The organism is Streptomyces sp. NPDC015532 (assembly GCF_043078065.1).
Taxonomy (GTDB): domain Bacteria; phylum Actinomycetota; class Actinomycetes; order Streptomycetales; family Streptomycetaceae; genus Streptomyces.
This window is the reverse complement of the sequence record NZ_JBIBSY010000001.1, coordinates 487501-501971: the sequence shown is the minus strand read 5'-3', so window position 1 is coordinate 501971 and position 14471 is coordinate 487501. Positions and strand designations below refer to the sequence as shown.

The window sequence follows — 14471 nt, the reverse complement described above, 5'->3', positions numbered from 1 at the left end:
CCACGGCGATCGGGCACCCGCCGAACGGTCCCGGCCGCGGCAGGTCCAACTTCGGATTCCCGGCTGACAGTTGAGCCGGAGTCACCAGACTTTCCCGAATTGGGCTGATCTGATGATATGTATGGCGCGTTATCGCAGAATGCGCCGGTCCGACCGGCGTCGGCGGGTAAAGCTCGCGATCGGCTTCAGGAATTTCCCACCGATCGACGCAAGGAGCGCCCCCGTATGAATTCCGAGTCCCGGACCGCCCGCCTGCCGGGCCCGTCGGCCCGCGGCCGGTTCAAGAGGGCGGGTGTGGTCGCCTCGCTGGCACTGGTGATGGCGTCGGGCGTGGTCGGCCCCGCGACACCGGCGGACCTCACCGCACCCGATCACGCGGGGGCGGCCCCGGACGGCGGCGACCGCTGCGGACCGCGCCGCCTCGAAGGCCGGGCCCCGGCGAGCGGACGCCCCGACGACGGACGCTGGTGCAGGGGCCCACGGGGCCCGAGGGGCGCGACCGGGCCCGTCGGACCCCAGGGCCCGCCCGGCCAGACCGGAGCCACCGGCGCGACCGGCCCCCGGGGCGAAACCGGCCCGGTGGGCCCGACGGGCCCCTGCGTCGGGATCGACGCCGCGCAGGAATCGGCGGACTTCGAGATCCGTCTCGCGCTGACCGGCGGGAGGACGTACGCGGGCATCCGCGACCAGCGGACGGGCGAGCAGCAGACGCTCCTGTGGACCGACCTCAGCGCCCGTCCCGACTATCCCGCGGGCGGAGCGGCCGGCCTGCCCTGCGACGTCACCGTCAACGCGCACAACCGGTCCGAGACGGTGAAGCGCGTCAAGTTCGACGTCATCACCACCACCGGTCAGGTCTGGGAGGCCGCCTGCGTCGCGTTCACCACCACCCACCCCGCGACACTGAACTGCGCCGACCGCACGGGCCGCCCCAAGCCCTGGATCCTGGTCGCCCGGCAGCCGACGCCCGAAGCCGTCAACGGCGGAGCGTGACCCATGCGCGGTGGGGTTTCCGAGGAGGCGGGCGGGGGACGTCCCCTCGGACACCCCTCGCGGCACGCCGTGCCGGCGGTCACTCCCCCGGGGCGCGGCGTTTCCCCACCTGTCACAGGGGAACCCGGCCGGTGAGATTCCGCGGAGGTACTGCGATGAGCGCCGGAGAACGGGCCAAGGCAAAGGCCGAACAGGTCGTCGGCAGGACCGTGCGAAAAGCGGCCCACGCACTGCACAAGGAAACCCTCGCGGCGAAGGGCGCCGCACTGGAGACACGGGGCAGGATGCGCGGCACGAAGGAACGGGCCAAGGGCACCTTCGACCGCTGACGTTCAGCGGCCGTCGCCCGGCCCCGGTGCCGCGACCCGCTCCGCCTCGGTCGTGACGCGCCCGGAGGCGGCGAGGAGCGCGAGGAGCGCGAGCAGGGCCAGCAGGATGAGGACGAGCAGCAGGATCGTCAGGACCGTGGGGTGGTTCCAGAGGGCGAAGACCAGGGCCACGATCAGCAGCGCGGCCAGGGCGATCCAGCGGCGGTGTGCCTGCGCCCAGGTTCCCGCCCGGCCGGTGCGGACCTGATGGGCGTACGCCCACCGGGCCGCGGAGTCCGCCGCGCGTTCGGAGGTGCCGCGGACCGCGAGCGGCAGCCGCCCGGGACCGATGAGGTAGGCGCCGAGCGCGATGACGACGCCGAGCACGATCGCCGTACGGAGGCTGACCTTCAGGAAGTGGAGCAGCGTGTCGAAGACGGCCGCCGCGGCGGCCTCCGACTGGACCTGGGGCGGGAGGTGGTCCAGGTAGTAGCGGCGGGCGACGACCAGGACGATGGCCACGATCAGGCAGGCGAAGGCCGCGCCGAGCGCCGTGCGGGCCAGGGCTCGCCGGCGTCGGTGGGCCAGCAGCACCCCGGCGGCACCGATCACCACGACCAGCACGGGGAACCAGTTCCCGATCACGTCCAGCAGATGAGCTCCGCCGCGGATCTTCTCCAGTTGGTCGGACTGGACGAGCACCATCTGTTTGTCGACGTCGGGGATCGCGGCCGCCGGGGACAGGCCGGCGTCCACGAGTGACTGTTTGACCTGCTCGACGGCCTCGCCGACGTTCAGGGTGACCGTTCCGCCGTTCACGCCGATGGCTCCCCGGCCCTGGCCGGTCAGCGCGTGGACGACAGCGGCGTGGGCGTCTCGGTTGGCGGTTGTCCAGATCTTCTCGAAGCGGTCGCTCCGCACGAAGCGCGTGGCCACCTTCTGCACGGTGTCGGTGACAGCGGAGTCGAGCTGGGGGCCGAGCCCCTTCACCGCCTGAGCGGCCTTCGGCGGCAGACCCTGCGCCTGGAGCCACGCGGCGATGTCGGAGGCCGCCTCGTTGCCGTCGACCCGCACGTCGGCGGCATGGGTGATGCGCTTGATCGCCGCGTCCTCGATCGCGGGGTCCGAGGCCAGCGGGGAGACCGTCGCCACGTACCGGTCGGTGTCCAGCGCGATGTCGTGCACCCACACGGTGAGCAGCGCGATCGGTACGAGGACGCAGGTGAGGAAGATGAGGACCGCGGAGGCGGTGTTCCTGGCGATCCTCGCCGCCGTCGAGCCGCCCCGGTGTCCGCTGCCCACCGCGTCACCCGCGCCCTTCTCCGGGCCTGCGGGGGGATCGGACGGCTCGTGGGGGCTGGTCATGGCTGCTCCGGGGCTCCTGGGCGGCTACCTCCCTCCATTTGCCTCGCTCCGGGGCCGTACGGCACGCCCAGACGGGCCGTACGGGCTAGGGGTATACCGGGCGGCCGGCGCCGAGCGATCGGTGCCGACGCTCGGAGGGGGCGATCCGCGCCGCCGTGCGGGGCACTCTCGACGGATCTACCGTTGAGGGGAAGCCCGGCGCTCACGGACGCTCGATGCTGGACGCCACCAGGCACAGACGATCGGCACGGCACACCAGGTGGGGGGCACGGCAGCGCTCCGGCGCCGTGGTTCCCGGGGGCAGCAGAGCCAGGCAGGAGAGCCGCCCATGCCCAAGCACGCGACCACGGCGATGCGTACGTCGCCCCACGCGACCCCCGCGGAGCGCGCGGCCCTCGGCAAGGAGGCGCGGAGCCGCTGTCCGCGGTCGGGGCACGCGGTGTACAGGCCCGGTTCCAAGAGAACGGACCCGCTGGCGATCCTGGAGGGGCAGTCCGCGGCCCGGGTGCGGGAGCTGGTGCCGATCCGGTACAGCCGGATGACCGAGTCCCCGTTCCGCTTCTACCGGGGCGCCGCGGCGATCATGGCGTCCGACCTGGCCGGCAGTCCCGTCTCGGGAATCGACGCCCAGCTGTGCGGAGACGCCCATCTGCTCAACTTCCGGCTGCTGGCCTCGCCGGAGCGGAAGTTGATGTTCGACATCAACGACTTCGACGAGACCCTGCCGGGCCCCTGGGAGTGGGACGTCAAGCGGCTGTCGGCGAGCTTCGTCATCGCCGCCCGGGCGAACGGCTTCGACGACGCCGAGCGTGCCCGGATCGTGAGCGGCACCGTGCGCTCGTACCGCGAAGCCATGCGCCGTTTCGCCGGGATGAGCAACCTCGACGTCTGGTACGCGAGGATCGACGCCGAGCGCCTCACGGACCTCACGACGGGCCAACTCCGCAGGAGCGGCCAGAAGAAGCTGGACCACGCCCTGACGAAGGCCCGCTCGCGCGACACCGTGCAGGTCTTCGACAAACTCACGCGCGAGGTCGACGGCCGGCCGATGATCGCGCCGGACCCCCCGCTGCTGGTCCCCCTCGCCGACCTGCTGCCGGACGCCGAACGCACCACGCTGGAGCGCCAGTTCCGCGGGCTCATCGAGCGGTACGGGATCACGCTTCCGTCCGACCGGCGGTTCCTCCTGGACGACTACCAACTCGCGGACGTCGCCCGCAAGGTGGTCGGGGTCGGCAGCGTCGGCACCCGGTGCTGGATCATCCTGCTCCTCGGACGGGACGGCCGCGACCCGCTGTTCCTGCAGGCCAAGGAGGCCGACACCTCCGTCCTCGCCGACCACGTCGGGGCCAGCCAGTACCGCAACCAGGGCGAACGCGTCGTCGCGGGACAGCGGTTGATGCAGGCGGCGAGCGACATGTTCCTCGGCTGGGAACGCGTGGACGGCGTCGACGGCAAGCGCCGCGACTTCTACATCCGGCAACTGCGCGACTGGAAGGGCATCGCGATGCCGGAGACGATGACGCCCCTCCAGCTGGAGACCTTCGGCGGCATCTGCGGCCTCACCCTCGCCCGGGCGCACGCGCGGTCCGGCGACCGGATCGCGATCGCCTCCTACCTGGGAAAGAAGGACTCCTTCGACCGGGCCCTCGTCACCTTCGCGGAGGCGTACGCCGACCAGAACGAGCGCGACCACCAGGCACTCGTCGACGCCGTGAAGGCGGGACGGCTGCCCGCGCAGGACGTTCCCGCCGGCTGACCGGCTCTCGGACGCCCCGCCACGACCGGCCGGCTACTCCGCCCCGCTCTGCGCACGCCGGCCCTCTTCGACCGCGTTCACCAGGACCCGGGCCGCCACACCGAGCAGCAGAAGGTTGGCCGTGATCTGTCCCGTGACCAGGAGCCGGGCCGTCTCGCTGCGCGGGCTGATGTCGCCGAACCCGACCGTGCTGAACACCGTCATCGTGAAGTACAGGGCGTCGGTCCTCGACATCGCTTCACTGAAACTGCCGGGGGCGCTGCGGTCCAGCAGGTAGTCGGTCGTGGCGAAGAGCAGCAGAAACAACGGAAGTACCGTCGCCAGCGCCGCCATGGCACGCAGCCGGGGACGCTCGGAACTCACGATCCCGCGCACCTGCCACCCCATGAGCAGCGCCACCGCCACCAGCCCTCCGACCAGAGCGAGGACGGACGTCACCGTGAAGGCCGAGTCCAGCGGCAGCAGGTAATAGGCGGCGACCAGGGCGGTCGCGACCAGGATGCACCGCACCGTCGTGAGCACGACCGTCCGACGTCCACCGCGCCGCTTCCCGTCCACGATCCCCTCTCGGACCCACCCGATGCCGTGCGCCCCTGCCGCCCTGCCCGCTTGTGGACAGCCACTCTCCCCGAGTGGTCCCGGTCCCGTACGGACGGCGCACCACAAACTCACCGAAATGGCCCGTGTGGACACCCCGCCCGCCCGGGAACAGACTGAGGAGATCTGCCGCGGAGGGGGCCGCCGACACCGGAGGAACGCACGATGCCCGCTTCCGGTACCGGCCCGGCGACGACGTCCGCGAACGGGTGGAACACCCGCCTGTACTGGCAGTGGATCGGCTACAACACGATCGCCTTCGTCACCGTCCTGACCGCCGGTTTCGTCCTGGCCCTGCTCGGCAGCGACGCCCTCCACCTGAATCTCGCCAGCGGCCACGTCCTGGTGGCACTCCTGATCGCCACCCTCGGGGCCATCCTGTTCGGGGGCGTTCTGGGAGCGCTGCAATGGCTGGTCGTCCGGCAGCGGGTGCCCGTCCCCCGCAAGGTGTGGATCACCGCCAACGTCGGGCCGGCGCTGCTGGCCTGGCTCCTCGTGATCATGCCCGCGGTGATCAACGCCCAGGACACCGACGGTGACGTGTCGACGACCTACCTGCTGGCCGCCAGCCAGAGCCTCGCGCTGGGCCCCCTGCTCGGTCTGTCGCAGTCCATGGTGCTCCGCGAGGTGACTCGACGCTGGGCCTGGTGGATCGGGGCCAACCTGGCCTCATGGCTGATCGTCGACGCCCTCATCTACCTGCTGGGCCGCCTGACCAGTGACCTCGACGTCCTCACCGGCGACGGATCACTCGTCGAGATCTACCTGACCCTCATCGCCACGACACCCCTGACCGGCCGGGCCCTGCTGTGGGTACTGGCCCCCTCCGCTCTGACCGGACCCGCGGCCCCGTCGCCGCCTCCGCCTCCGTCTCCGCCGGCGACGACATAGGCCGGGCCGCGCAGATCGGTTCTCGTCAGGAGGGAACCCTGACGAGGCCGGGGTAGATCCGGGCGGTCCGGTCGTTTACTCCTCGTAGCGCGGCTGTCGTCCCGTCTCCGCGGTGAAGGCACTGATGTAGTCGATGACGAAGCCGTCCATCGTCGGCCGCGCGCCGGAATCCCGGGGCGCGTTGAACGGGGCGGCCATCCGTTCGGACATGACACCCCGGTTGCCGGGCGGGTCGATCAGGCCGAAGAGCTGGGTGTTGACGTGCGTGAACTCCTCCCCCGGATCCGGGTTCGGGGCGTCCATGTCCGCCGAGATCCCGTAGGGCACGATCTTGCGGTCGGCTCCGTGCTCGGCCCACGAGGGGATCGAGTTGGTCAGTTCCTTGCCGATCACGCCTTCGAACGAGGCGACCTCACCCGGCTGGTACAGCCGGCCGAGCAGGTTGTCGAAGGACCGGTTCTCGAACATCACCGACACGACATGATCGAACCTGGGCCCGCTCCCGGCTCCGGCCACGACCCACCTCCCACGGCGGCCACCGGAAGACTGCCGCGGTTCGGCAGAGCACCGGGCCCACCTTCCTCAATGGTGATGGATCGGCCGAATCCCGGCCAATCAGCAGACACCCGTCACGAGACCGGCCCGGAATCGGCCGAGCACCACCGATGAGTTCCGCCGGCCGTGCCGGTCTACCAGGACGTACGCCATCGAGCCACCGTCTGGAGACCCGCCATGACCACTCCCGCACACCCCGGCCGCATGCTGTTCGTGAACATCCCCGTAGCGGACCTCAAGCGCAGCAAGGCGTTCTTCGCGAGCTCGGGTTCGGCTTCAACCCGAAGTTCACCGACGAGACAGCCGCCTGCATGCTGGTCGGCGAACACGCCTTCGTCATGCTGCTCACCCGCGAGAAGTTCGCGGAGTTCGCGAAACTGCCGATGGCCGATCCCGCCACGCACACGCTGGCCCTGTACTGCTTCAGCGTGTCGTCCCGCGACGAGGTCGACACGGTCGGCGCGGCCGCGCTCGCGGCGGGCGGCACCGAGGTGGACGGCGCCGAGGACTACGGCTTCATGTACTCCCGCAGCTTCTACGACCTCGACGGCCACGGCTGGCAGGTCATGTGGATGGACCCGGCCGCGGCGGAGCAGGGCCCCGAGGCGTTCGCGGCCTCCGCGCAGGACGCCGACACCCCGGCCTGACCCCCACCGCGTTCCGCACGCGCGCCGTCCCGTGCAGCCGGCCGCCACACCAGGAGCCCCTCCCGGACTTCCCGGACTTCCCGGACGGGGAGGGGCCCGCGGGCCGCGGAGTCACGGGAGGCCGCCGACGGGGACGGTCAGCGCGGTCGCCTCGGCCTCGGTCTCCGGGGTCACGGGACTGTCCGGTGTACGGAAGCGGTAGAGCAGGACGAGCGCGACGGCGGGGACGACGAGGTAGAGAAGCAGGACGATCAGGGCCTGTGTGGTGCCGTGGCCGTCGAAGTAGACCGTGTTGCGGAGCAGGATGTAGGCGTTGCGGGGTGGCAGGTACGGGCCGATGGCACGCCAGAACGCCGGCAGATACGGAACTCCGTTGGCTCCGCCCGACGACGGATTACCGAAGAGCATGACCACGATGACGGTCACGAGGGTTCCGGCGGCGCCGAGGAGTTTTTGCAGGACGGCGGCGACGACGGCGACCGCCGCGATGACCAGGGCAAGGATCGGCCAGACGATCCAGAACTTCTGTGCGGGGTAGCCCTTGAGCCAGGTGCAGACGACGAGGTTGACCAGCAGGGCGGCGAGGACGGCGAACCCGGCGAGTGCGGGCAGGCGCCAGCGTCCGACGGAGGTCCCGGTCGTCGCTCTGAGCATCGTCGCGCCCATGTAGCCGCCGACGAGCAGCGGGATCAGCATCAGCGAGGGGACCAGGCCGAAGGGGTCCTTCTTGGCCAGTGGATGGGGCGCGTACTGCTCGACGTGGAGGGGCTGCCCCAGCTTCTTCGCGGCCTCCTCGAAGGTCCCCGCCAGATCGAGGGGCGCGACGTCGCTGATGGTGGGGACGACGAGCAGTGTGGTCGAGGTCGGTCCGGGGATGAGTGCGCCGTAGATCCTGGCCTGGTCGATCGCGTCCTTCGCGGCGGTCTCGTCGGCGTACTGCGTGACCTTGAGGGAGAGGTCGCCGCGGGCGGCGTTCAGGATCGGGGACGCTCCGGTGGCGCCGATCGGGAGGTCGGTCGCGACGGGCTCATGGGCGGAACTCATGTAGTTCGCGGTGAACAGGCACTGCATCACCGCGGCGACGGCCAGAGCCGCCAGGACTGCCACGACGGGACGCCCGGAGGATGCCGCGGGGGCGGAGTCCGCCCGATGGGAGGGAGCCTTCCCGCCGACCTTCCTGACGGGTCGCCAGCGGCCCAGGAAGCCGATGACGACACCGCCGACCAGCGCGTACAGGCCGAGGACGATGAGCGGCGTGGTGATGTTGTTGCCGTCGAAGTAGATGACGTTGCGCAGCAGGGTGATGCCCTGCTGGGGCGGGAAGACGGCGCCGATGTGCTGCCAGTAGACCGGGAGCAGGGAGACACCGACCCCGCCGGCCGCTGAGCCGCCCACGATGATGAACAGGGTCGCCACCAGGAGAGTGCCCAGCGGTCCGACCAGGCGTTGGAAGGCCGCGGCGGCGAGCGTGACGGAGGCGGCGATCAGGATGAAGCAGGGCAACAGCGGCCAGAAGTGGCTGTTCTCGTAGGCGCCGATGCCGGGCCCGGCGATGAGGTCGGTCAGCACGGCGCCGGCCGTCGAGTAGCCGAGGAGCATCGCGACATGCCAGGGCGCGGCGGCCGTCCTGGTCGCTTTGAGTACCAGGACGGCGGCGAGATATCCGCCGATGAGCAGTGGGATCAGGAGCAGTCCGGAGACACCGCCGAGCCGGTCGCTCTTCGGCAGCGGTTTGACGGTCTTCACCGTCATGGGCTTGCCGAGCTTCTTGGACGCGTCACCGAAAGCGGCTTCCAGCTCCACACGGCCGAAGAAGCTCTTGGTCGGGACCACGATCAGGGTGTCACTCCTGGGGCCGGGCAGGTAGGCGCCATAGAGCTTGCTCTGGCCGATCGCATCGAGCACCGCCGACTCGTCCGCATAGTTGATCGTCTGAAGTGACACCTTCGATCTCACCGCGTTCACGACCGGGGACGAGCCGGTCACGCCGATCGGGGCGTTGCGCAGCACGAGCAGTTGCAGCGAACTGACCAGACACAGCGCGAAGAGGCTTTGCAGGACCAGCACGATGCCGAGTGCGGCCAGGATCTTCTTCATCACGGGAACGCCACCCGCCCCACGCCGAACGGCCGGCCCGGGCCGCGTCCAACTCGGCCGAGCCCGCGTCGCACCGGTAGCCCAGGCCCACGGCAGACGCCCCCGGCTCCGGCCTGACCGCTACGTATCGCACTCATACGGGCACGCTACGTTCACTCCTCGCGGTGGGCACTCCGAGCGGGGCAGACGAGCGGGCCGGTCCGGACGCCGGCCTCTCGCCCGCCCCCGCCGCACCCGCACAGCCGGCAGGTGCGGGCGACCGGGGTGGAGGTGCGTCAGTAGCCGGTGCCGCGCTTGACCTGGGCCCGCTCGATGTCGTGGGTCGCGCCCTTGTCGTCCAACGTCCGGCAGGCGTCGGCGATGTCCTGGCCCAGGCGATCGATCTGCTCGCGGCTCAGCGTCTCCTTGACCAGGGCACGCATGATCTTCACCCGCTCCGCGTTCGGCGGGAGCGTGTACGCCGGCACCATCCAGCCGCGCTCGGCCGAGAGCTGCCAGGCCACGTCGGACTCGTCGTAGGCGTGCTTGCCCGCGAGACGGAAGGCGACCAGCGGCAGCTGTTCCAGGTCGCCGCCGATCACTTCGAAGCGACCGCCGCTCCGCAGGTTCTCCGCCAGCGCGTGGGCGTTCTCCTGCATCATCTTCATGACGTACGTGTAGCCCTGGCGGCCGAGCCGGACGAAGTTGTAGTACTGCGCGAGCACCATCGAGGCGCCGGTGGAGAAGTTCAGCGTGAACGTGGCGTCGGTCTTGCCCAGGTAGTTCTCCTGGAACACGAGGCGCTCGGCCAGATCGGACTGCTCGCGGAAGACCAGCCAGCCGATGCCGGGGTAGACCAGGCCGTACTTGTGCCCCGAGACGTTGATCGAGCGGACCTGCTCCAGCCGGAAGTCCCACTTGGAGTCCGGATAGAGGAAAGGCCACACGAACGCGCCGCTGGCGCCGTCGACATGGATCGGGATGTCGAGGTCCCGCTTGTCGCGGACGTCCCGCAGGAGCTTGTCGATCCCGACGATGTCGTCCTTGTGGCCGGTGAACGTGGTGCCGAGGACGGCGACGACGCCGATCGTGTTCTCGTCGAGGTGGGGCTCCACGTCCTCCGGGCCGATGGTGTACTTGTTCTCGGCGAGCGGGACGATCCGCGGTTCGACGTCGAAGTAGCGGCAGAACTTCTCCCACACGACGTGGACGTCTCCGCCGAAGACCAGGTTGGGCCGGTCGACCGACAGGTTGGCCGCCTGGCGGCGCTCCCGCCACTTCCACTTCAGCGACAGCGCCCCGAGCATGATCGCTTCGGAAGAGCCCTGGGTCCGGCACCCGGTCGTGGCGCCCGGCGCGTGGAAGAGGTCGGCGAGCATGCGCACGCACCGCTGCTCGATCTCGGCGGAGATCGGGTATTCCGCGTGGTCGATGAAGTTGCGGTGGAGGTTCTCGGCGATGATCCGCTGAGCCTCCGGCTCCATCCAGGTGGTGACGAACGTGGCGAGGTTGCGCTGCGGATCCCCCTCCATCGCAAGGTCCGCGTCCAGCAGCCGCATCGCGTCCGTCGCGGCCATGCCCTCGTCGGGGAAGGTCTTCGAGGGGGCCGGCGCGGTCAGGAACCGGTTACCGAAAAGGGCCGAATCGTCACGCATGCTCATGCCGCGATTCAAACAGCGGCGGAGCCTGCCGCGACGGCGGACACGCCGCACCGGTGCGACCGCGAACCAGACGAGGCCGAAGCACCCGCCGAAAGCCGCCCTGACGATCAGGAGCAGCCCTGCGCCGGCGGGGGCGCGGAGTGCGGAGGCGCGGAGTGCGGGGCGCGGAGTGCGGAGGCGTCCGTCCGGAAGGTCAATGCCTGAAGGCGCTCACGTCTCCGGGCTCGGTCTCCAGCGCCTCGCGGTCGAATTTCAGCATGAAGAGCAGGAACAGCCCACCCGCGGCGAGCAGGCCGGCCACGATCACGACGGACACGAGCGCTTCCCGGGGTGCCACCAGCACGAACAGCGCCACGAGCGTCCACGAACAGCGCCACGAGCGTCCACACCAGCGCGCAGATCGCGACGGGCAGCTCGAAGCGCCTGAGGTCGAACGCGCCCTTCCTGCGGTCCAGTCGTTTGCGCACCGCCAAGTAGAGGACGACCGTCGAGCCGTAGGTGATCGCGGGGAGAATCGTCGACGCCGTGATCAGCTCCAGCAGTGCGGCACCCGGCAGGGCGACCATCAGGAGGACCCCCAGGGCGAAGATCAGGACCGTCGCCGGGATCGGCGTCCTCGTCCGCGGATTCACCCGTCGCATCAACCGGTGGGCAGGGAAGCGCGAGTCCCGCGACATCGCGAAAATCATCCGCGAGCACGCGACCATCCCCGCGCCGAAGAACGCGAACGTGATCGCCACCAGCAGCGTCTTCTCCATCACCGGACCGAGCTGATCGCGCATGATGGCCGCGACCGGCGAGCCACTGGCGCTGCCCCGGGGATGTCGTCGATCGCGACGGTGAGCGCGATCAACCCAGCACGGGATGATCGAGACGAGGTTTCGGTAGGTGGCCATGGTGCGAGGTGCGTTGCCCGTTCGTAGCTGGGAGTCGTCCTCGGCGAACGTCACGTCTCTCACGTGATGCAGGGCCTTGATCGTCCGGTGCCGACGGATCAGCGCGGCGAGCCGGGGCGGGGCGGCTTGCTCGGCGATGAGGCTGGCGACCGCGTGAACGGTCTTGAAGCTGGCCTTCCCGGTCTTGCGGCTGACGCGGCGGCGGACGATCTGGATGGCCTGGTGGGCGCCGGGGAAGAGCAGGTTGCTGACGGTGCAGGCCTTGAGCCGGCGAATCTCGTGGCGGCCGTGGCCGGTACTTCGGGTCCGATCCTGGAGCGGGATCTGTTTCCAGGGAAGGGACTTGAGCTGCTTGCGGAGCTTCTTCTGGTTGCCCTTGGCGATCACGATGTAGTGGGCCCGCCGTTCAGGAGGTAGGTGGCGTGGTCGTGCTGGGTGTGCATCGCGTCGCTGGTCACGACCGTTCCCGTCAGGTCGGGCAGGGTGTCGAGGAGCGGCCGGAAACGGGTGATCTCGTTGGTCTTCTCGCCGACGTCCATCTGGGCGAGGACCAGGCCACTGACGTGGTCGCACGCGGCCAGGAGGTGGATCTTCCGCCCGCTGGCACGGGTGGCGCCCCGCAGCGACTTGCCGTCCACAGCCAGCCCGCGCAGACTTTCGGGCTCGCCCCGGCGGTCTGCGAGCCAGGTCCCCACGGCCTGGTCCAGGGCGTCCGCGTCGACTCTCACGAGAAGCCGGCGGACAGTGGACTCCGCGGGCCAGGACCGCTTCGGGAACAGCGGATCGATGGAGACACCGAGTTGTTCGAGCACGGCGGGTGGAGCGTCGGCCACCCATTCACCCACCGCGAGCAGCGACTTCGCACCGGCCAGGACCGCACATGCGGTCAGCGCGAGCACCGCCACGAGTGGGTGCCGGACCCGCGCGGGCCACGCGGGTCCGGCACCGCTGCCAGACGCTCCAGCAGGCCGGACACCTCGCGGACCAGGGCTTGGGGATGCGGTCTGAGCTGGTCAAACGTGGGCGAGACCAGAGATGATGCATCGGCAGGCACGGGCTTCCCAAGATCACAGAGCGTAGAGAACTCCATGACCACGGACGTCCGTGCCTGCTTCGTACCGGACCCCGTCCAACCCGACGAGACGTCAGCAACCGGACGTCAGCCGACTACGCCGAAGCCCTGGAACATCTCCCCCAACGGCACGGGAGCCTCGTGCGTTGCGCACACCGTCGACATCACCCGATCAGTGGCCACTCTGAAACAGCTCAGTTGATCAAGAGCGCTCGATCACTTCCTGCTCGCACGATCGAGTTCGCGGGTGACAGCTTGTTCGCCTTGACCGAGAAGCGTCTTTTCGAGGCTGTGATCGTCCAAGCGAGAGAACTGCTCACCTCGTGCGACGTCTTCCTTGCTCAGAACGCGTCCGCACCACTCCCCCTGGCCTGCGGTGTGATCGTCGAATGGGACGACAGCGCCCTCTCCCAAAACCATCCACCCGTCGTCGTCCCAGCGGAGGGCGAGAAGGTAGGTGTGGCCGGTTTCTAATCTTGGAGCGTAAGCGGCTGTCTTCTTTTCGCGATTGTCACTCGCCCGGTACACCCGCCAGCCGGGGGCCGTCATGTCGAAGTCCTTGCCCATCGGTTTTGCGGGATCGCGGGCGGACCAGACGATGTTGTCCGTCCGGAACGTGACCTCGCGATCGGTCTCGTACTGGATCGGCCCCTTTGTGAAATCACGCCGATGGGTTTCCTGCTCCCGTATCGGAGTAGCCACAACGACCTGATCAGCATGGGTGACCCATTGCTTCGCGGTCTGGGACGGGTAGCGGTCTTCGGCGCCTCCGCAGCCGACCACCGTATCCAGACCGTTCATACCGACCATGGCACCTGCGACGGTCCCAACGACGGCCAGGCAGGCGGCGGTGGGTCGACTCACGGTAAGGGCACCGGAACGAATCCGTCGCATGGCTAGAAGGAGTCCTTCACGGTGGCGAGCTCAGAGACAGTGGCGTAGGCGGCTTCCGCCCGACGCGCCTCGGGACTTTCGCGAGGAGCGTGAGCCAGGAAATCTCCGGCGAGACCGGTGAAGGCGATCTGTCCGCGCTGAAGGACGGTGACATGGTCGGCCTCCTCCGCCAGATCGGCGACATCGTGGGTGGACATCAGCACACGGACTTCAGTTGTGGCAAGACCGAGGATCAGATCGCGGAACACGCGTCGCTGAGTGGGGTCCATGCCGGCAGTCGGCTCGTCGAGGAGGAGCACCTTGGCTCCGTGGACAAGGGCGGAGGCCACACCCACACGCCTCAGCTGGCCGCCTGAGAGCTGCTTGGTCTTGACATCAGCTCGGTCTGCCATGTCGACCCGGCCCAAGGCGGTAAGCGCGGCGTCCCAGGCTTCGGACTTGCCCATACCTTTGAGCCAGCCGGTGTAGGCAACCTGTTCACGGGCAGTCAACCCAGTCATTGCGGTGATGGTCTGCGGCATCCACGCCACCTGTTGCAGGTAGGCGAAGTCGCGGGAGGCCAAAGATCCCATGGTTATGGTTCCCGAGTGCGGTTGGTGGAGGCCGCTTGCAAGCTTCAACATGGTGGATTTGCCGGCTCCGTTGGGGCCGAGCAGGACGGTGAAGCCCTCCGGGATGCTGTAGGTGAGGCCATTGAGGATGGGGGGCACGGTCCGGCCATAGCTGAACGTGATGTGCTCAAGGTGAATCGACACAG

At 69.4% G+C, this 14471-nt stretch carries 14 protein-coding genes; 5 read left to right on the top strand and 9 right to left on the bottom strand.

Annotated elements, in window-relative coordinates; genetic code table 11:
• Nucleotides 1-225: 225 nt before the first annotated feature.
• Together ACF07B_RS02100 and ACF07B_RS02095 are read left to right on the top strand one after the other, a co-directional pair.
• Complete coding sequence (locus tag ACF07B_RS02100; protein WP_392177434.1) at nt 226-993, top strand: hypothetical protein; 768 nt, start codon at nt 226-228, stop codon at nt 991-993.
• Nucleotides 994-1148: 155 nt separating this feature from the next.
• Nucleotides 1149-1322 carry a hypothetical protein gene (locus ACF07B_RS02095; RefSeq protein ID WP_362390373.1) on the top strand — a complete coding sequence of 58 codons (174 nt, stop codon included), beginning with the start codon at nt 1149-1151 and terminating at the stop codon, nt 1320-1322.
• 3 nt (nt 1323-1325) lie between these two features.
• On the opposite strand, the gene ACF07B_RS02090 is transcribed toward ACF07B_RS02095, so the two are convergent.
• The gene (locus tag ACF07B_RS02090) at nt 1326-2666 is read right to left on the bottom strand and encodes a hypothetical protein (protein WP_392177433.1); all 1341 of its coding nucleotides are present in this window, start codon (nt 2664-2666) and stop codon (nt 1326-1328) included.
• Nucleotides 2667-2994: 328 nt separating this feature from the next.
• Between ACF07B_RS02090 and ACF07B_RS02085 the strand changes: the two genes are divergently transcribed.
• Nucleotides 2995-4425, top strand: a complete 1431-nt coding sequence (locus tag ACF07B_RS02085) for a DUF2252 domain-containing protein (protein WP_392177432.1) — start codon at nt 2995-2997, stop codon at nt 4423-4425.
• A 33-nt stretch (nt 4426-4458) separates the two neighbouring features.
• Here ACF07B_RS02085 and ACF07B_RS02080 read toward each other — a convergent pair whose 3' ends face one another.
• Nucleotides 4459-4947 carry a potassium channel family protein gene (locus tag ACF07B_RS02080; protein WP_392177431.1) on the bottom strand — a complete coding sequence of 163 codons (489 nt, stop codon included), beginning with the start codon at nt 4945-4947 and terminating at the stop codon, nt 4459-4461.
• A gap of 240 nt (nt 4948-5187) precedes the next feature.
• Here ACF07B_RS02080 and ACF07B_RS02075 point away from each other — a divergent pair, with 240 nt between their 5' ends.
• On the top strand, nt 5188-5913 hold the full coding sequence (locus ACF07B_RS02075; protein ID WP_392177430.1) for a hypothetical protein: 726 nt from the start codon (nt 5188-5190) through the stop codon (nt 5911-5913).
• A 75-nt stretch (nt 5914-5988) separates the two neighbouring features.
• Here ACF07B_RS02075 and ACF07B_RS02070 read toward each other — a convergent pair whose 3' ends face one another.
• A complete protein-coding gene (locus tag ACF07B_RS02070; protein ID WP_392177429.1) occupies nt 5989-6390 on the bottom strand; it encodes a hypothetical protein in 402 nt (133 codons plus the stop codon).
• A gap of 389 nt (nt 6391-6779) precedes the next feature.
• On the opposite strand from ACF07B_RS02070, the gene ACF07B_RS02065 reads away from it, so the two are divergent.
• Complete coding sequence (locus ACF07B_RS02065; protein ID WP_392177428.1) at nt 6780-7115, top strand: VOC family protein; 336 nt, start codon at nt 6780-6782, stop codon at nt 7113-7115.
• A 111-nt stretch (nt 7116-7226) separates the two neighbouring features.
• Here the strand turns inward: ACF07B_RS02065 and ACF07B_RS02060 are convergent, their stop codons facing one another.
• The 6 genes from ACF07B_RS02060 to ACF07B_RS02035 form a co-directional block, all read right to left on the bottom strand.
• Nucleotides 7227-9215, bottom strand: a complete 1989-nt coding sequence (locus tag ACF07B_RS02060; RefSeq protein WP_392177427.1) for a hypothetical protein — start codon at nt 9213-9215, stop codon at nt 7227-7229.
• A gap of 272 nt (nt 9216-9487) precedes the next feature.
• Nucleotides 9488-10852: a glutamate decarboxylase gene (locus tag ACF07B_RS02055; RefSeq protein WP_392177426.1), complete on the bottom strand. Its 1365-nt coding sequence runs from the start codon at nt 10850-10852 to the stop codon at nt 9488-9490.
• 107 nt (nt 10853-10959) lie between these two features.
• Entirely contained in the window at nt 10960-12135 is a 1176-nt protein-coding gene (locus ACF07B_RS02050; protein ID WP_392177425.1) for an amino acid permease, read from the bottom strand.
• Nucleotides 12132-12647: an ISAs1 family transposase gene (locus ACF07B_RS02045; RefSeq protein ID WP_392177424.1), complete on the bottom strand. Its 516-nt coding sequence runs from the start codon at nt 12645-12647 to the stop codon at nt 12132-12134. Before ACF07B_RS02045 ends, ACF07B_RS02050 begins: the two co-directional genes overlap by 4 nt.
• Nucleotides 12648-13036: 389 nt before the next feature.
• The gene (locus tag ACF07B_RS02040; protein WP_392177423.1) at nt 13037-13621 is read right to left on the bottom strand and encodes a hypothetical protein; all 585 of its coding nucleotides are present in this window, start codon (nt 13619-13621) and stop codon (nt 13037-13039) included.
• A 95-nt stretch (nt 13622-13716) separates the two neighbouring features.
• Nucleotides 13717-14469, bottom strand: coding sequence for an ABC transporter ATP-binding protein (locus ACF07B_RS02035; protein ID WP_392177422.1), 753 nt, complete (start codon nt 14467-14469; stop codon nt 13717-13719).
• Nucleotides 14470-14471 lie beyond the last annotated feature (2 nt).